The organism is Microbacterium gorillae (assembly GCF_000826185.2).
GTDB classification, from domain to species: Bacteria; Actinomycetota; Actinomycetes; order Actinomycetales; family Microbacteriaceae; genus Microbacterium; species Microbacterium gorillae.
On record NZ_LN648875.1, the window covers coordinates 1,310,339 to 1,326,620 of the forward strand.

The following is a 16,282-nucleotide window of genomic DNA, read 5'->3' on the forward strand; positions in this document are numbered from 1 at the left end:
TGAGATTACATGGGGGAATGTAATGCCTTGAATGTCATTTCCGATGGTGGCACACTCACCACCCGTGAGCCCCTGGGGGCATATTGAAAAGGGGGAGTGATGGACACTTTAAGAAATCCAGTTCGGCCTCGTAGGCTGGTCGCTGCACTCGGGATTGCGGCGCTGGCTTTGGTCGGGCTACTTGGCACGAGCCCTGCTTATGCAGTCGCTCCAGAGCCGACAGTCGCCCCAGTGTCGATGCTCGCGCCGCCGCCTTCCTGTGGCGCCCATGTGTCCATGTCGCGCTCGGGAACTGTCATTCGGATCAGCGGCTCTGATCTGGGTGCATTCATGCCTCCAGGCGTGAACACCGGTCGGGTAAGTGTGTGGGACTCGTTCGGGAATGGTTACCTCAATTACGGTGCGGACCGTAACGGTGGGTTCAATTTCCAGATGTTCACCACCACCAGCGGGGCGCAACAATTTCGGGTTGTGCTGTCAAGCGACGATCAATCGCGAACCTACTGTGTCGGCACCTACATCAGGTAAGCACGACGGCTACGTTCCCCCCGCATTTCCGCTCTTCGAGGGGCGATTCGTCGATCGGCCGAACGGATCCGAATCTCGGTGGATATTCGGATGGAACGGGCAGTACGGCGTTCCTGCGGCTGATGTGACACTGGGGGTGATCGATGGCGCTCACCGCGCGCTCGTGACCTCGGGGGCGTGGGAAGCGGACGAAGACGCCCGTATCTCCGCCATCTGGGCCGCAAACGTGCTGGATGGAACGTCACGAATCTCGAATGCTGAGTGGCTCGTGAATACCGCGCTTGACGAATCGTTGTGGCATCACGATTCTTTGCGACTCGACGGCAGGCCTGTGGCTGTCATGAGGGGAGATTTCTTCGATGTCTCGGTCGCATACATACGCGAGGGCGCGGCGCTCTCGGTCGCGTGGCGGGGAGAGATTGAACTCGCACGTATCGAACGCCGGAGTGTGGACGCGTACCCTCTTGACCCTTGGATGCCCCACTCGAACGCGGAACTCAACGCACAGCAGATCATCACTCGAAACACAGCAGAGCACTGATGCATCCGGGAGCGGGCGACGTCAGGGCGAGGGCCGTTGGCGGCCGCTTCCCAGGTATCAGTGGCCCAGGTTCGTAGGGGGGAGGGCTGCGTTCATGACCTCGCCGACGCGAGTGCGCTCTTCCGCGTCCAGCTCGGGACCGAGCACGTCGAACTTGACGTGTTCGTAAACCTCACGCACCTGAGCCTCACACCAGGGTCGTGATCGCGAGATCGAGCAACGGCAGACTGTCGCGCGAGACGACCGTCGTGCACACCAGGTGCGGGTCGATCCGGAACCCGAAACCGTAGACGAACGGATCGGTGTCGACGTGCACGGCGGGCCGCTCGCGCCCGTCCACCCGAGCCGTGCTCGGCACGACCGCCGCGGCGGACACCCGCCAGCCGTCCTCGCGCGGCTCCCCGATCGGCAGCGGCAACCCGAGCTCCTCGCGGAACTCGTTCATCAGGATGTGGTCTGCGTGATCCATGAGCTGCTGGGCGAGTCCGGCGCCGGCCGCCTCCGGGTCGGCGTGCCAGGTCGTCCGCACGGCCTCACTCAGAACCGGATACCGGTACAGCCGGGCATCATCGGCGAGCCAGTCCGGGCGTCCCCACGGCGGCTCCAGTTCCATCGTGAGCGCCGTGAACTCGTCCAGCTCGAGCTCGTTGCGCGGATCGCTGTGGTCATCCGGGTATCGCCACAGCGCGTAGGACAGCGACACCGACAGCACGCTGCCGCGGCTCTCCATGAAGGTCGCGCCGGGTACGCGCGTCAGGGCGCGCTGGGGGAACAGCTGCATGACCGGGAAGGGCAGACTGCGAATCCGCGCGTCCATCCCGACGTCGGGGTCGGGGGCATCGAGGGGCACCACACCGCCGATTTCCATGGAGACAGTGTGCGCCGCCCGGGCCGGACTGTCCACGGGACGGCCGGACCCGCACCCCTTCGCCCGTCGCCGCTCGCGCGACGACCCGATCGGTCATCACGCGAGCAGCAGATGCGAGTCAGGCCTTCCAGACCGTCTTGAGGTTGCAGAACTCACGAATGCCGACGGCGGCGAGCTCACGTCCCACCCCGGAGTCCTTCACGCCACCGAACGGCAACTCCGGGAAGGACGCGGTCATGCCGTTGACGAACACTCCGCCGGCGTCGATGCCGCGAACGAAGAAGTCCTCCTCGTCGGCGTCATTCGTCCATACCGCCGAGCTGAGACCGAACGTCGTGCCGTTGGCGATCGCCAGTGCCTCGTCCCGGTCGGCGACGCGGTACACCGTGGCGACCGGGCCGAACGCCTCCTCGAGGTGCAGGCGCATGTCCGGGGTGATCCCGGTGAGCACGGTCGGCGTGTAGAACCAGCCGTCGCGGTCCGGCACGGTCCCGCCGGTGAGCACGGTCGCGCCCTGGCCGACGGCGTTCGCGACCTGCTCCTCCAGCTCGTCCCGGCCGGACTCCGTGGCCAGCGGTCCGATCTGGGTGGCCTCATCGAGCGGGTCACCCACGACGAGTGCGGCGACCTTCTGGGCGAACAGGGTCGAGAACTCGTCGAACACGTCGGCGTGGACGATGAACCGCTTGGCGGCGATGCAGGACTGACCGTTGTTCTGGTTGCGGGCGGTGACGGCCACGTCGACCGCCTTCGCGATGTCGGCCGACGGCATCACGATGAAGGGGTCCGAGCCGCCGAGCTCGAGGACGATGTGCTTGACCTCGGAACCGGCGATCGAAGCCAGCGAGCGACCGGCCGGCTCCGACCCGGTGAGGGTCGCCGCCTTCACGCGCGGGTCGCGCATCACCGGTTCAACACGGGCCGCCGGAATCAGCAGGGTGCGGAAGGCCCCGGTCGGGAAGCCGGCGCGCTCGAACAGCGTGTCCAGGTAGATCGCCGCCTGCGGCACATTGGACGCGTGCTTGAGCAGACCGGTGTTGCCGGCCATGAGGGCGGGACCGGCGAAACGGAGCACCTGCCAGAGCGGGTAGTTCCACGGCATGACGGCCAGGACGACACCGATCGGGTCGTAGCGCGTTCCGGCCGTGGAGGCGTTGACCGACGCCGGGTCGGCGAGCTGTTCGGGGGCGAGGAACGTCTCGGCGTTCGCGGCGTAGTACCGCAGGCCCTTCGCGCACTTGAGCACCTCGGCGCGCGCACCCGCGATCGGTCGACCCATCTCGATCGTGATCATGCGGCCGAGGTCGTCCACCTCCGCCTCGAGGATGTCCGCGGCCGCGTTCATCCAGGCCGCTCGCTCAGCGAAGGTCGTCCGGCGCAGTTCGCCGTACGCGGCATGGGCGGCGGCGATGCGCTCGTCGACCTCCGCATCCGTGTGCGCCTCGAACTCCTGCTCGGTCTTCCCCGTCGCCGGGTTGATCGTCGCGATGGCCATGGGACTCCCTTGTCGCTGAGTGGTGGGTGAGCGACGGCCGTGGGGCGCGACGTCGCTGTTCCATCATCCTCCTGCATCACCGCCTCGGTCGCCGCGTTACGTCGACTGATGCCTGGCATGGGTGCGACGACCTTCCGCCGCGTGGACGCCCCGGACAGGATGAGGGCGTCAAAGGAGAGCCATGCGCATCGTCGACCTGTCCATGCCGCTCGATGACGTCGTGCCGGTGGACCCGCCGTTCCTGCGGCCACGGATCGAGTACAAGGACCACGTCGCGGGCCTGGCCGACATGGAGAAGATGTACGGCATCCGTCCGGACCAGCTGCGAGACGGCCAGGGGCTCGCGGCGGAGACGGTCACCATCACGACTCACGCGGGCACCCACGTGGACGCCCCCTGGCACTACCACCCGACGATGAACGGCGGTGAGCGCGCCTGGACCATCGACGAGGTGCCGCTGGACTGGTTCTTCCGGCCCGGCGTCAAGCTCGACCTGCGCCACCTGCCGTCCGGACACCTCGTCACCGCCGACGACATCGACGCCGCCCTGGAGAGCATCGGGTACCGACTTCAGCCGCTGGACATCGTCCTGGCGCACACCGTCGCATCCGCCGCGTACGGCCGTGAGGACTACATCGACACCGGGGTGGGTTTCGGCCGTGAGGCGACGCTGCACCTCACCACCCAGGGCGTCCGTGTGGTGGGCACCGACGCCTGGGGGTGGGACCTGCCGGTGTCCGTCGGCCGTCGCGTGTTCGAGGAGACCGGCGACGCGTCCACGGTCTGGGAGGGTCACAAGGCCGGCGCGGAGGTCGGTTACTGCCAGATCGAGAAGCTGCAGCATCTCGAGGACATCCCGGCCACCGGCTTCACCGTCGCCTGCTTCCCGACGAAGGTGCGCGGCGCATCCGCCGGGTGGACGCGCGCGGTCGCGATCCTGCCGGAGTGAATCCGGGTCGATGCCACCCATCGTCGACGCGCGGTTCTGCGGACCGGGAGGCGTCCGTACCGTGGTCAGCAGCGGAGCCATTCCGCCGACGACCCTCGAAAGGAAAGCCCTCATGGCCTTCATCTGCAGTGCGACCTGGACCGCCAACCCCGGGCAGGAGGACGTCGTCCGTGACGCTCTCGAGAACCTGTCGCCGGCGTCGCGCGAGGAGCCCGGCAACCTCTACTACCAGGCCTACCAGAGCCCGGAGGAGCCCTCGATCTTCCGCATCTTCGAGGTCTACACCGACGAGGACGCCTTCAAGGCCCACGGCACCTACCCGCACTTCGAGCAGTGGGCGCTCGGTCAGGCGATCCCAGCGCTCGAGACGCGGCAGCGGGACTTCTACGAAACGCTGGATTTCTGACATGCCCCAGTTCGCGCGCTACGTCGGTGAGAACGGCATCGTTCACACCGGTCGCGTGCAGCACGGCCGCCTTCAGGACGTTCCGGGGGATCCGGAGATCCTCGACCTCCTTGATATGCCGAAGGCGGAATATGACGACCTGATGCTGCGCGGTGGCCGGATGCAGAAGCTCCCGGTCGAGGACGCCGTCTATGCCGTTCCGGTGCAACCGCGGGCGATGCGTGACTTTCTCGTGTTCGAAGCGCACATCGCCGGCATGAAGAATAACGAACCCGGCGACGGCACCGTTCCGGAGCAGTGGTACGGCGCCCCGGCGTTCCTGTTCATGAACCCCTGGTCCGTGCTGCCGACCGGAGCGGACATCCCGATGCCGCCGTTCACACAGCGGCTGGATTTCGAGCTCGAGGTCGCGATGATCATCAAGGACACCGTCCGCGATGTGCCGATCGAGGAGGCCGCCGAGCACATCGCCGGGTTCTGCCTGCTGAATGACTGGAGTGCGCGCGACATCCAGGGTCAGGAGATGCGGGTGGGCCTCGGGCCGTCCAAGGGCAAGGACTTCGCCAATACGCTCGGGCCCTGGATCACCACCCCCGACGAGTTGGAGCCGTACCGAGAGGGCGACCGCTACGCGCTGGAGATGTCCGTCGCGGTCAACGGCGAGGTGGTCGGCACCGACAACCTGCGCAACATGTCCTGGTCGTTCGAGGAGATGCTCGTGCACGCATCGCGCGACGCCTGGGTCGGACGCGGTGATGTGCTCGCCACCGGAACCGCCTCGCAGGGCGCACTCTGCGAGCGATGGTCCCGGGCCGGAGGTGAGCTCGTCATCCCGCCGCTCCAGGTCGGCGACGAGGTCACCATGACGGTGCAGGGCCTCGGCTCGATCACGAACCGGATCACGGAGCAGGCCAGCCCGGGCCACACCGTCCCGCCGGCTCGACGCACGTACGGCGCCGACCGCCTCTGACCCCCACGGCAGTGCGGGCCTTGACCGACTCGGTCAAGGCCCGCACGTTTCTCCGGCCCGAGGGCAAGAGGAAGGGGCACCGGGATCCGGTGCCCCTTCGGAGTTTGAAGAGCCGTCCATCCGTTCGCGCGAGAGGCGGATCGTCCTGTTCGGAGTGCGGGCGATCTCATTGCCTCATTGAGCGATCAATCGCTTCGCCTCTTCGGATTTCGGCTATGGAATTTCCGGTGCGGACTCGCCTGTCGCGTCGCCCGTCTGGGTATGAAAGACATCCATAGGCACTCCCTCCGTTGGTGGGTTCCGGACAGCGTACGTCAGGTCTTCGCGGAAGGGAAGGGTCGATTCTCAGAGCATCAGACCGATGTCGCGAAGAGCCGTGGAAAGGCGATCCGGGTCGCCGTCGGCGTCGATTCGGATCACCCGCGGCGATTCCGTGGTGACCTGCGAATTCGCGTCCGGGTCAGTCACGATGACGGCGTCGTGGTTCTCCACGCGTCCGTCCACGAGCTCCGCCTCAACATGCGAGCCGAGGTCGATGACGCCGACGAGTGCGACCGCCGAGCGCACCTCGACACCCAGGGCGCGCAGCTCCGTCACCTCCGCAGCAAGGGACTCGGGGACGGCGGGTTCCGCATCGATCAGGGAGACGTCCAGGCCTCGAGCGGCGAGGTTCCGCGCCGTGGTGCGGCCGGTGATCCCCCCACCGACGATCAGGATCGAGGATTCGGTCATGCTTGTGGCTCCTTCGGTCGCAGGCGACGCCTCCGAAGCTAAGCGAGCCGCGATTCCCGCGGAACGGCAACGGACCGATGGTTCCCATCCGTCCGGGAGCGGCTCAGGCGAGCGCTGACTCGGCTACGAACGCTTCGATCAGGCGCTCCCGGAACCACGTGTGGATCGGGTCGGTGTCGTGGCTCGGGTGCCACCACAGCTCCAGCGGGATCTTCACGGATCCGAACGGTGCCGTGACGCCGACGGTCCCGGTGACGGGCCCCAGGCGGTCCGCGAGCGCTTTGGGCACGACGGCGACGAGGTCCGTACCGGCGACCACGGAGGGCAGTGGCAGGAAGGACGAGGTCGTCACCCGAGGCTCGCGGCGGTCGATGCCGAGTTCGCGGAGGCGGCGATCGGCCGGCGTGAAGTGCAGTCGACCGAACTGGGCGACCGCCTGCGGCAGCGCGACGAAGTCGTCGAAGGACAGCTCGCCGTCCACGAGCGCGGGGTTGTCCGCGTCCACCAGACAGACGTACTCGTCCTCGAACAGCGGGTGGTGGGAACCATCGATCCCGATGCCGGCGACCGCGATGACGAAGTCGTTCGTGACGAGGTCCCGTTCGCTCTCCATCGGGCGCTCGGGCAGCGGCAGAAGGTCGAGCTGGATCCCGGGCGCCTGGGCGAGCACGCCCGCGAACGCCCTTTGCAACCGCAGAATCCCGTAGTCCGTCACCATGACGGACAGCGTCCGTTTCGCCTGCGCGGGATCAGCCCCCGGCTCGTTGCTGAGCACGCGCTCCAGCATCGGCACCGTCGCCTGCACCTGCGGAAGCAGCAGCCGCGCGAACGGGGTGAGCTCGTACTCGCGGCCGACCCGGACGAGCAGCTCGTCATTGAAGACGGCGCGCAACCGCGAGAGCGCGGAGCTCATGGACGACTGACCGAGCTGCACGCGCTGTCCGGCGCGCGTGACATTGGCCTCCTCCAGCAGTGCGCGCAACGGGATCAGGAGGTTGAGATCGTATCCGCCGCTGGCCATGCGCTCAGCGTAGCGATCCGACTCTATGAGCGGGATGCAGACCTCGGCGTGCTGATACCTCCTATCCGACGGGCGCGATCGTGGGTGCACGGCGGCCCGGATACGATCACGAAACGACACCGTCCTTCCGCTCGGAACGACGCCGGAGGGAGACGCATGGGACGCCTGGAGAACAAGGTCGCGCTGATCACCGGGATCGGCGGCGGCATGGGTCGAGCGGCGGCGCTGCGGTTCGCCGCCGAGGGCGCGAAGATCGTCGGGTGCGATCTGTTCCCGGAGGGCGCTGAGGAGACGGTCCGGCTGGTGCAGGGCGCGGGCGGCGAGATCACGAACTTCGCCCCGGTGGAGCTGTCCGACGCCGGCGCTGCCGCGCAGTGGGTGGACGCCGCCGCGGACGTGTACGACGGCATGGACATCCTCTACAACAACGCGTCCTCACCCCGATTCGGTGCGATCGATGAGATCAGCGTCGAGGACTGGGACTTCGTCATCGACAACGAGCTCAACCTCGTCTTCTACGCCACCCGCGCGGCGTGGCCGCACCTGAAGCGGCGCGGCGGTGGGGTCGTGGTGAACGTCGGCTCGATCGCCGGCACTCGCGGGGTGGAGTTCATGCCGCAGAACGCGCACGGCACCGCGAAGGCCGGAGTGATCAACCTCACGCAGCAGCTCGCGGTGGAGGGCGGTCCGCACGGCATCCGCGCGGTCTGCGTGAGCCCCGGATTCACCGTCACCCCCTCCACGGCCTGGCTCGTGGACTCCGGTCCGCAGGAGTTCCAGGACAACATCGCGCGCATCCCGCTCGGCCGGGTCGGGCAACCGGACGACATCGTGAACGCGGCGCTGTTCCTCGCCTCGGACGAGGCGTCCTGGATCACCGGCATCAATGTCGTCGTCGATGGCGGCGGTTCCGTCCTCGGCTGACTCAGCCGCGCAGCGGAGCACCCGCGCGCACGTGGACGTGCAGGTGCTTCGAGTCCTGGTACGCCCCGAGGTTCGTCAGCACGCTCGCTTCGCCGTGCTCGGCGACGACCGTTGCCGCGACGTCCTGCACGACGGCGAGCAGTCGCGCCGCGAGCACCGGCTCCTGCAGCGTCAGCAGTGAATCGACGTGTGCCTTCGGCACCACGACGATGTGCACCGGCCAGAACGGACGGGTGTGGTGGAACGCCAGCACGTCGTCGTCCTCGTGCACGACCACCAGCGGCTCCCGCCGAGGAATCGCCACGTCGCAGTAGAAGTCATCCCCCGTGTACGCCATCCGGTCGAGCGTAGTCACCCGGACGCGGGTCCGGGGCGACTCACGCGTGGGCGACCGCCTCGATCTCGATACGAAGGCGGGGATCGACGAGACGCTGCACGACCACCAGCGACGAGGCCGGGTAGCCGCGTGGGAACAGGGCGGGGAACACGTCGTCCATGTGCGCGACGAGCTCCGGCAGGTCGTCCGGGTACGGCACGAAGATCGTCACCTTCGCGATGTGCTCGAGCCCCAGCCCCACGCCCGCGAGGGCGACGGCGACGTTGCGGAACGCCTGATCGGCCTGCGCGGACACGGACTCCCCCACGAGCACGTTCTCCGCATCCGCGCCGACCTGACCGGACACGAAGACGAGATCCCCGACGCGCGCCACCTGCGAGTAGGGTCCGGGCGGGGTGAGCAGTCCGGACGGGTTCGTGAAGGTGGGCAGCGGCATGATTCTCCTCGCGACGCTCCCAGCCTGGCCCGCCGGCCGCGAGCGCGCGCTGATGGCAGGCATCCGTGAGATGACGTTCAGACCCCGGCACGTTCTCCCTACTCTCGTCGAAGGCGCCACCGCGCGCCCGGACGCAGGAGGAGCTCGACGATGACCCCGGACCCCGACACCACGGCCTTCGACGGCCGACTCGTGCTGCCGAGCGACGCGGAGTGGGATGAGGCGCGGGTGGGCCGGATCTTCAACGGCCGCCGGCCGGACCGCCAGCCCGAGGCCGTGCTGATCGCGGCCGGCATCGCGGACGTGCAGGCCGGTGTGCGGCTGGCCGCCCAGCGCGGCTGGACGGTCGCGGTCCGCTCCGGAGGTCACGCCTGGGCAGGATGGAGCGTTCGCGACGGTGGCCTGCTGATCGACGTCGGCGCCCTGCGCGAAATCTCCTTCGACGCGGAGACCGGAATCGTCACGGCCGGTCCGGCGACCAAGGGCGGCGATGAGCTGTCGCCGTATCTGGAGGAGCGCGGCCGGTTCTTCAACGGCGGCCACTGCCCGTCGGTGGGCATCGGCGGCTTTCTCCTGCAGGGCGGACAGGGCTGGAACCAGCGCGGATGGGGCTGGGCGGCGGAATCCGTCGTCGCGGTCGACGTGGTCACCGCCGACGGCGAGCTCGTCCGCGCCGACGGCACGCAGAACACGGATCTGTACTGGGCGGCCCGCGGTGCCGGTCCGACCTTCCCGGGCGTCGTCGTCCGGTTCCATCTGGCGACCCGTCCGATCTTCGGATGGCTCGCCCACACCGTGCACGGCTACGAGCTGGAGGATTTCACCGCGGTGATGACGTGGCTCTACGCCGCCCACCACGACATCCCGGACAACGTCGAGATCGTCTGCGTCTCCAGCCCGACACCGCTGCCGGACGGCACCGAACGGCGCCTCTTCCTCGTCACCGGGCTCGCATTCGGCGATGACGAAGCGCACGCGCGGGCGTCGCTGGCGGCGTTCAACGCGTGCCCGGTGATCGACCGCGCCGTCTTCGTGCAGGACGCCGCCGAGTCCTCCCTGGCTGAGCACCGCGCGCAGCAGGAGCTGCAGAACCCGGAGCACTGGCAGTACATCTGCGACAACGCCTGGATCGACGGTGAGAACACGGCGGACGGCGTCGCGACGATGGTGGAGGGGATCCGTCCGCTGTTCACGACGAACCCGACCGAACGCGGGTTCGCGATCTGGATGAGCAACGCACCGCGGCGCGCGCTGCCGGACATGGCGTTCTCGTTGCACAGCGATGCCTACGTCGCCGCGTACACCGTGTACGAGAACCCCGCCGACTTCGCGCGCAACCGGAGCTGGGTCGACGAGGTCTTCGCCCACGCGGAGCCGGTCACCGCGGGACAGTACCTGGGCGATTCGGACATGACGAACCGGCAGCTGAAGTTCATGGCCCCGGAGAACTGGGCACGGCTGCAGCGCGTCATCGCCGATCGCGACCCGGACGGCCGCTTCCACCGCTACCTCGCCGCTGACCCGGAGCGCCTGAACGAGAACCACTGGGAGCGCTCCGGCACCCCGGTCCGCTGAAGCGCTCCGGCCGTGCCGGTTCCGGTCACAGCGCGATGTCGTGGAGCGGGCCGTCGTCCGCGAGCAGGAACCGACCGAACGCCTCACGCGCGGTGAGCGGGTCCACGGCACCGTGGCGGGAGAGGGTGCGGATGTCGCGCTCGGCCCGTTCGAACGGCGCCGATTCGGCCACCGCCTCCGCGCCGACCGTGGACATCAGGGCCGCCATCGCGGCGACCGAGGACGACGTGGCGCCGGCGAGGTCCAGTCGGCAGCGGGCGCGCGCAGCCGGGCTCAGGGGGGTGCCCACCACGCGGGCCCGATCCATGGTGGCGGCCGCGCGGCGCAGGTGCAGTCGGGCACCGGACAGGTGCATCGCGGCGTCCGAGAGCAGACCTTGAATGGTCGGCGACTCGGCCGCGGTCTCATAGGTCGTGCCGAACCAGGGCCGCGAGCGCACCACGGCGAGCGCGTGATCGAGCGCGCCGGCGGCGGCTCCGACGACGGTCGCGGCGGGGACGAGGGCCTGGCCCGGATCGTAGCCGCGGCGCGGGCCGTCGCGACGGAGGTCCCCCTCCGCGACGAAGACGCCCTCCGCCGCGATCGTGTCGGCGCTGGCTCCGCGCAGTCCGGAGGCGCCCCACGTCTCGTGACGGACCACGGCCGACATCGGCAGCAGGACGCGCGCCACCTCCCCGGCTTCCCCGGCAGGCAGCGCCACCGAACCGATGAACAGGTCGGCGTGGGCGCTTCCGGGCACGCTGTGCCACTGGCCGTGAATCCGGTAGCCCCCGGACGCCTTCTCCGCCTCGCCCCCGACGACCGGGCTCTCGCAGACCAGCGGCGCGGACGCACCGTCGATCAGCGACGGCGTGGACGGCGTCGTCTCGGCCGCAAGGCGGGCGGCGGCCTGCGCGAACGAACCCACGACCCAGGCGGTGGACGCGTGCTCTTCGGCGAGCACGGCCACGGTCTCGGCGATGGTCGTGCTGTCCGCCGCAGACCCGCCGGCATGCTCCGGTGCCCCCAGGCGGAACAGACCCGCGGCGGACAGTGCGGACAGGATCGGCGCGGTGAGTCGTCCGCTCCGATCGGCATTCTGCGCGTGGGTTCCGAGCACCGCGAGCAGACCGCGAGCGCGATCGGCCGGAGCGGCCACCGCGGCGGCGGTCCGGGAACGGCGTGCCGGTGCGGTCATGACGGGTCTCCTTCAGCACGAGCCGAGGAGACGCTCCCCCACCGCCCGGTGTCCACCCAGGATGATCGCCCCGGTCGTGCGCGCACCAGCCGCAGACCGCGATACCTGCTATTTCGCGGACGCCCGCGCGAGGGTGAGTATCGCAGCGGACGATGACACCCATCACCGCAGCCGCCTTCCGACGTGACATGATCCGGTGCTGAAGTTGCCCCACTGGCGTTGACGCCAGCCCCCACCTCGGCGAGGATGCCGGAACCGTACTCCTCGCCCCGACGCAGGAGTGTCTCGTGAAGAAGATCAGCAAACTGAGCATCGCGGCCGGCGCCGTGCTGCTCATCCTGAGCCTGGGTGCGTGTTCCAGCGATGACGCGGACGGCGCCGCGGCGACCGGCAGTGCCAACGCCACCACCGGATCCGAGGGCAGCGCGGCGCAGCAGGAGGCTCTGGCGACCGCGTTCAAGGGCATGGGTTCAGACCTGTCCGGGCTCGAGAGCGTGAAGGTCAAGCCCGACCAGACGTTCTACGTCATCTCCTGCGGTGAAGCCGTTCCGAGCTGCCACCTCCCCGCCGCGGCCATGGTCGCCGCGGCGGAGGCGGCCGGCTGGAAGGCGAAGATCGCGGACGGCAACCTCAACTCCGGCGGCACCGGCTTCGCCGACGCCGTGAACCAGGCGGTCGCGGCCGGGGCGACCGTGATCTCGCCGATCGGCTTCCCCTGCGTCGCCGCGCAGACGGCGTTCACCGCGGCCAAGGCCGCCGGCGTCACGATCGTCGGCGGGGGCGGCGTGGACAACTGCAACCCGCAGGAGTGGGCCTCAATCCGCCTGTGGATCGACGGTCAGGACCCCGAGACCGGCATCTGGCACGCCCAGGCCGCCCTGCAGGCGGACTACGCGTACGGCAAGGTCGGCGATGACATCAAGGCCGTCGTGGTCAACGCCACCGGTGGCCCGTGGGGCCAGTTCCTGGTCGACGGATTCAAGACGCGACTGACCGACCTCGGCGTGGACGCCGACAAGGCCGTCGTCGACGTGGTCGACGTCAGCGACGAGGAGAACGGCGACGGCTCGTACGTCCAGAAGGTGCAGACGGAACTGCTCGCGCACCCCGAGGCCAACGTGCTGATCATCCCCGTGGACGGTTACCTCACGGGCGGACTGTCGCAGGCGATCGTCACGGCGGGCCTGGACAAGCAGCTGCTGATCATCGGTCGCTCGGGTGACGAGTCCGCGCTGCAGCTGATCAAGGCCGGCAACAGCGGCTTCGACGCCACCATCGGCTACGCCTCGGAGTGGGGCGCGTGGGGCTCGGTCGACACCGCGATCCGCATCCTGGCCGGACAGAAGCCGGCCTACATCGGCGAGGAGATCCAGGCGATCGACGCGGACAACAACATGCCCGCCTCGGGCGACTACGTCGGAAGCGTCGACTTCAAGAAGGCGTTCAAGGCCGCGTGGGGCGTGGACTGACCCGCACATGCGGCATGGTGGGAAGGCCCTCGGACTCCGGTCCGGGGGCCTTCCCCCGTTCGGAGCCCAGGTTCCGATGACAACCATCACCCCCGCGGCATTCCGCTGGAACCACCGCACTGATTGCATGATGATCGCGGGGTCCGCGGACGGCGCCGCACCGTCCATCCCATCGACGAAGGAGTCGCGATCGTGACAGCCGAGGCCCCCGCACCCGAGCACGTGCTGCACCTCCACGACGTCGACAAGCACTTCGGTGGCACCCAGGCGCTGCGCAAGGCGTCCCTGGCCGTCCGGCCCGGGACCGTGCACGCACTGCTCGGTGGCAACGGCTCGGGCAAGAGCACCTCGATCAAGATCCTCGCCGGCGTGTACACCGCCGATGACGGCGAGCTCGAGATCGGTGGCGAGCGACACGATCTCAAGCGCTGGAGCGCACAGGATGCGCACGAGGCCGGCCTGCGCTTCGTGCACCAGGATCTCGGCCTGTTCGAAGAGCTGTCCATCGCTGAGAACTTCGGGCTGGACACCGGCTTCCCCACGAGCGCGTTCGGCAATATCCAGTGGTCCCGGTTGGAGACGGAGGTCGGCCGCGTCCTGCTGGAGTACGGCCTCGACGTCTCCCCCACTCGTGCCGTGGCCGAGCTGCGTCCGTCCGATCGCACGATGGTCGCCATCGCCCGCGCGCTGCGCGGCAGCAGCGACGGCGCCCGGCGCATCCTGATCCTGGACGAGCCGACCGCGTCCCTCGCCGCCGCGGAGTCCAAACTGCTGCTGGAGAACGTCCGCCGCCTCGCCGACCGCGGTCAGACCGTGGTCATGGTGAGCCACCGTCTGCAGGAGGTGCTGGATGTCGCGGATGACTTCACGGTGTTCCGGGACGGCCGCGTCGTCGGCGCACTCGTGGACGCGCATCCCACCGAGGACGAACTCATCGCGCTGATGGCGGGCGGGTTGGCCGTTGCCCTCTCGCCCACCGGCGAGCGAGCGAACACGCACGGCGAGGCCATTCTGGAGGTCAGTCACCTGGAGTCGGGCCCCCTGCGCGATGTCACCCTGACGGCCCACCGCGGCGAGATCGTCGGCATCGCGGGCCTGCAGGGGTCCGGCCGCAGCTCACTGCTGCAGGCCCTGTTCGGCGTCCACCACCCCTCCGGGGGAACGATCACCCTGGGCGGGAAGCCGTACGCGCCGCGCGATGTGCACGAGGCGATGGCCGACGGGGTCGGGATGGTGCCGGAGAACCGCGTCCGCGAGGCCGCGTTCATGGACCTCTCCGTCAGCGACAACCTCGCCCTGGCGATGCTGGATGAGTACTTCACCGGCGGTCGCATGCCTCGCGAGCGCGAGCGCACCGCCGCGGCGGAACTCATCGACCGGTTCGACGTGAAGGTGGACGGTCCGGACGCCCTGTTCAGTTCCATGTCCGGCGGAAACCAGCAGAAGGTGATCATCGCCCGCTGGCTCCAGCGAGCGCCGCGACTCCTGCTGCTGGACGAGCCGACACAGGGCGTGGACGTGATGAGCCGCGCCGACATCTACGACACGATCCGCGCCGCGGCAGCCGACGGTTGCACGGTCGTGGTCGCCTCCAGCGACATGGCCGAGCTGCACGCCCTGTGCGACCGCGTGGTCATCCTGGCGCGCGGACGACTGACCGGCCAAGTGCTCGCCGGTGAGACCGACGTGGACGGACTCGTCTCGCTCGTGCTGCGTGAACCCGGCACCCGTCGCACGGTCTACGAACCCGAAGAACTCTCCGAAAGGACGACGACGTCATGACCTACACCATCACGGACACCCCGACCGACACGGTCGCCGTGACCCGGCGCCCGTCCTCGCTCAGCGCCTTCTTCGAGAAGTACACGCTGATCATCATCACGCTCGCCGTGATCGCATTCTTCTCCTTCTACCCGGGCACGAGCGCCCAGTTCCTCACCGTGGTGAGCCTGAACACGGTGCTGACGAACATGCTCTGCGCGCTCATGGTCGCCCTCGCGGCGCTGTTCCCCTTCGTCGCGGGATACATGGACTTCTCCGTCGGTGCGACGGCGGCGATCACCTGCGTGTTCGCTGCCCGCATGATGGATGTCACCGTGAACGGCTTCGGCTGGCCGGTCTGGCTCGCGATCCTGGTGCCCGTCGCGCTGTCGCCCCTCATCGGCATCGCGAACGGCTTCTTCGTCACGCGCCTGAAGATGAACCCGTTCGTCACGACGCTCGGCATGTCGCTGCTGCTGTACGGCATCTCGATGCTGTGGACCGGGGGTCAGCGCCTGTCCGCGCCGTCCGGGTCGATCGTCTCGACATTCGCCTCCACCAAATGGCTCGGTCTGCCCGTGCCGGTGTACTTCGTCCTCGTGATCGCGATCGTGGTCTGGTACATCCTCACCCACACCCCGTTCGGCCGCACGCTGTACGGCATGGGCTCGTCCACCCCGTCCGCGCGTCTGGTCGGCATCCGCGTGGACCGCAATCTGTGGTGGAGCTTCGCGATCGCCTCGTTCCTGGCGTCGCTGGCCGGCATTCTGCAGCTCGCCCAGGTCGGCAGTGCGACCGCGAGCGACGGCGGATCGCTCCTGTTCAAGGGCATCACGTTCATCTTCCTGTCCGCCACGGCGATCACCCCCGGCTTCTTCAACGTGTGGGGCGTGGTGATCGCCGGCATCCTGCTGTCCGTGTCCGTCACCGGCCTGACCTTCATGGGCTACGCCGGGTGGACCACGAACGTGTTCAACGGCATCGCCCTGCTGGCCGCGGTCGGTCTGTCCACCTACCTCGGACGGCGCAAGAAACAGGGCTGAGCGGCCCCGCACGGACATAGGCTCGCGCCCTAGGATGGTCTCCCCCCAAG

At 68.7% G+C, this 16,282-nt stretch carries 16 protein-coding genes; 9 read left to right on the forward strand and 7 right to left on the reverse strand.

Annotated elements, in window-relative coordinates:
• The first annotated feature begins 664 nt into the window (after window positions 1-664).
• On the forward strand, window positions 665-1,069 hold the full coding sequence (locus tag BN1193_RS15795) for a hypothetical protein (RefSeq protein WP_141396711.1): 405 nt from the start codon (window positions 665-667) through the stop codon (window positions 1,067-1,069).
• A 187-nt stretch (window positions 1,070-1,256) separates the two neighbouring features.
• Here the strand turns inward: BN1193_RS15795 and BN1193_RS15800 are convergent, their stop codons facing one another.
• A complete protein-coding gene (locus BN1193_RS15800; protein WP_040167888.1) occupies window positions 1,257-1,937 on the reverse strand; it encodes a hypothetical protein in 681 nt (226 codons plus the stop codon).
• Between the two features lie 118 nt (window positions 1,938-2,055).
• Complete coding sequence (locus BN1193_RS15805) at window positions 2,056-3,432, reverse strand: NADP-dependent succinic semialdehyde dehydrogenase (RefSeq protein ID WP_040167890.1); 1,377 nt, start codon at window positions 3,430-3,432, stop codon at window positions 2,056-2,058.
• 181 nt (window positions 3,433-3,613) lie between these two features.
• On the opposite strand from BN1193_RS15805, the gene BN1193_RS15810 reads away from it, so the two are divergent.
• The 3 genes from BN1193_RS15810 to BN1193_RS15820 all read left to right on the forward strand — a co-directional run bounded on the left by BN1193_RS15810 (window position 3,614) and on the right by BN1193_RS15820 (window position 5,757).
• Window positions 3,614-4,381, forward strand: coding sequence for a cyclase family protein (locus BN1193_RS15810; RefSeq protein ID WP_040167891.1), 768 nt, complete (start codon window positions 3,614-3,616; stop codon window positions 4,379-4,381).
• Between the two features lie 112 nt (window positions 4,382-4,493).
• Window positions 4,494-4,787, forward strand: a complete 294-nt coding sequence (locus BN1193_RS15815) for a putative quinol monooxygenase (protein ID WP_040167893.1) — start codon at window positions 4,494-4,496, stop codon at window positions 4,785-4,787.
• 1 nt (window position 4,788) lies between these two features.
• Complete coding sequence (locus BN1193_RS15820; protein WP_040167895.1) at window positions 4,789-5,757, forward strand: fumarylacetoacetate hydrolase family protein; 969 nt, start codon at window positions 4,789-4,791, stop codon at window positions 5,755-5,757.
• A 345-nt stretch (window positions 5,758-6,102) separates the two neighbouring features.
• Here the strand turns inward: BN1193_RS15820 and BN1193_RS15825 are convergent, their stop codons facing one another.
• Window positions 6,103-6,489 (reverse strand): FAD-dependent oxidoreductase, encoded by a 387-nt coding sequence (locus BN1193_RS15825; RefSeq protein ID WP_040167896.1) that lies wholly within the window; start codon window positions 6,487-6,489, stop codon window positions 6,103-6,105.
• A 103-nt stretch (window positions 6,490-6,592) separates the two neighbouring features.
• A complete protein-coding gene (locus BN1193_RS15830) occupies window positions 6,593-7,510 on the reverse strand; it encodes a LysR family transcriptional regulator (protein WP_052460871.1) in 918 nt (305 codons plus the stop codon).
• 156 nt (window positions 7,511-7,666) lie between these two features.
• On the opposite strand from BN1193_RS15830, the gene BN1193_RS15835 reads away from it, so the two are divergent.
• Window positions 7,667-8,434, forward strand: a complete 768-nt coding sequence (locus tag BN1193_RS15835) for an SDR family NAD(P)-dependent oxidoreductase (RefSeq protein ID WP_040167898.1) — start codon at window positions 7,667-7,669, stop codon at window positions 8,432-8,434.
• A gap of 1 nt (window position 8,435) precedes the next feature.
• Here BN1193_RS15835 and BN1193_RS15840 read toward each other — a convergent pair whose 3' ends face one another.
• On the reverse strand, window positions 8,436-8,771 hold the full coding sequence (locus BN1193_RS15840; protein ID WP_040167900.1) for an HIT family protein: 336 nt from the start codon (window positions 8,769-8,771) through the stop codon (window positions 8,436-8,438).
• A gap of 40 nt (window positions 8,772-8,811) precedes the next feature.
• A complete protein-coding gene (locus BN1193_RS15845; RefSeq protein ID WP_040167901.1) occupies window positions 8,812-9,207 on the reverse strand; it encodes a RidA family protein in 396 nt (131 codons plus the stop codon).
• A 150-nt stretch (window positions 9,208-9,357) separates the two neighbouring features.
• Between BN1193_RS15845 and BN1193_RS15850 the strand changes: the two genes are divergently transcribed.
• Window positions 9,358-10,782, forward strand: coding sequence for an FAD-binding oxidoreductase (locus BN1193_RS15850; protein ID WP_040167902.1), 1,425 nt, complete (start codon window positions 9,358-9,360; stop codon window positions 10,780-10,782).
• Between the two features lie 25 nt (window positions 10,783-10,807).
• Here BN1193_RS15850 and BN1193_RS15855 read toward each other — a convergent pair whose 3' ends face one another.
• Window positions 10,808-11,959: an acyl-CoA dehydrogenase family protein gene (locus tag BN1193_RS15855; protein WP_040167904.1), complete on the reverse strand. Its 1,152-nt coding sequence runs from the start codon at window positions 11,957-11,959 to the stop codon at window positions 10,808-10,810.
• Window positions 11,960-12,246: 287 nt separating this feature from the next.
• On the opposite strand from BN1193_RS15855, the gene BN1193_RS15860 reads away from it, so the two are divergent.
• The 3 genes from BN1193_RS15860 (at window position 12,247) to BN1193_RS15870 (ending at window position 16,232) form a co-directional block, all read left to right on the forward strand.
• Window positions 12,247-13,428 (forward strand): substrate-binding domain-containing protein, encoded by a 1,182-nt coding sequence (locus tag BN1193_RS15860; protein WP_040167906.1) that lies wholly within the window; start codon window positions 12,247-12,249, stop codon window positions 13,426-13,428.
• 192 nt (window positions 13,429-13,620) lie between these two features.
• A complete protein-coding gene (locus BN1193_RS15865) occupies window positions 13,621-15,210 on the forward strand; it encodes a sugar ABC transporter ATP-binding protein (RefSeq protein WP_195907885.1) in 1,590 nt (529 codons plus the stop codon).
• Entirely contained in the window at window positions 15,207-16,232 is a 1,026-nt protein-coding gene (locus tag BN1193_RS15870) for an ABC transporter permease (protein ID WP_052460873.1), read from the forward strand. The genes BN1193_RS15865 and BN1193_RS15870 overlap by 4 nt, the downstream gene beginning before the upstream one ends.
• Window positions 16,233-16,282: the final 50 nt, after the last annotated feature.

What these genes read in the sequence shown, in the direction of transcription:
- BN1193_RS15800 (WP_040167888.1), bottom strand. Translation starts at nt 1,937, where the DNA reads ATGGAAATCGGCGGTGTGGTGCCCCTCGATGCCCCCGACCCCGACGTC.
- BN1193_RS15805 (WP_040167890.1), bottom strand. Translation starts at nt 3,432, where the DNA reads ATGGCCATCGCGACGATCAACCCGGCGACGGGGAAGACCGAGCAGGAG.
- BN1193_RS15810 (WP_040167891.1), top strand. Translation starts at nt 3,614, where the DNA reads ATGCGCATCGTCGACCTGTCCATGCCGCTCGATGACGTCGTGCCGGTG.
- BN1193_RS15815 (WP_040167893.1), top strand. Translation starts at nt 4,494, where the DNA reads ATGGCCTTCATCTGCAGTGCGACCTGGACCGCCAACCCCGGGCAGGAG.
- BN1193_RS15820 (WP_040167895.1), top strand. Translation starts at nt 4,789, where the DNA reads ATGCCCCAGTTCGCGCGCTACGTCGGTGAGAACGGCATCGTTCACACC.
- BN1193_RS15825 (WP_040167896.1), bottom strand. Translation starts at nt 6,489, where the DNA reads ATGACCGAATCCTCGATCCTGATCGTCGGTGGGGGGATCACCGGCCGC.
- BN1193_RS15830 (WP_052460871.1), bottom strand. Translation starts at nt 7,510, where the DNA reads ATGGCCAGCGGCGGATACGATCTCAACCTCCTGATCCCGTTGCGCGCA.
- BN1193_RS15835 (WP_040167898.1), top strand. Translation starts at nt 7,667, where the DNA reads ATGGGACGCCTGGAGAACAAGGTCGCGCTGATCACCGGGATCGGCGGC.
- BN1193_RS15840 (WP_040167900.1), bottom strand. Translation starts at nt 8,771, where the DNA reads ATGGCGTACACGGGGGATGACTTCTACTGCGACGTGGCGATTCCTCGG.
- BN1193_RS15845 (WP_040167901.1), bottom strand. Translation starts at nt 9,207, where the DNA reads ATGCCGCTGCCCACCTTCACGAACCCGTCCGGACTGCTCACCCCGCCC.
- BN1193_RS15850 (WP_040167902.1), top strand. Translation starts at nt 9,358, where the DNA reads ATGACCCCGGACCCCGACACCACGGCCTTCGACGGCCGACTCGTGCTG.
- BN1193_RS15855 (WP_040167904.1), bottom strand. Translation starts at nt 11,959, where the DNA reads ATGACCGCACCGGCACGCCGTTCCCGGACCGCCGCCGCGGTGGCCGCT.
- BN1193_RS15870 (WP_052460873.1), top strand. Translation starts at nt 15,207, where the DNA reads ATGACCTACACCATCACGGACACCCCGACCGACACGGTCGCCGTGACC.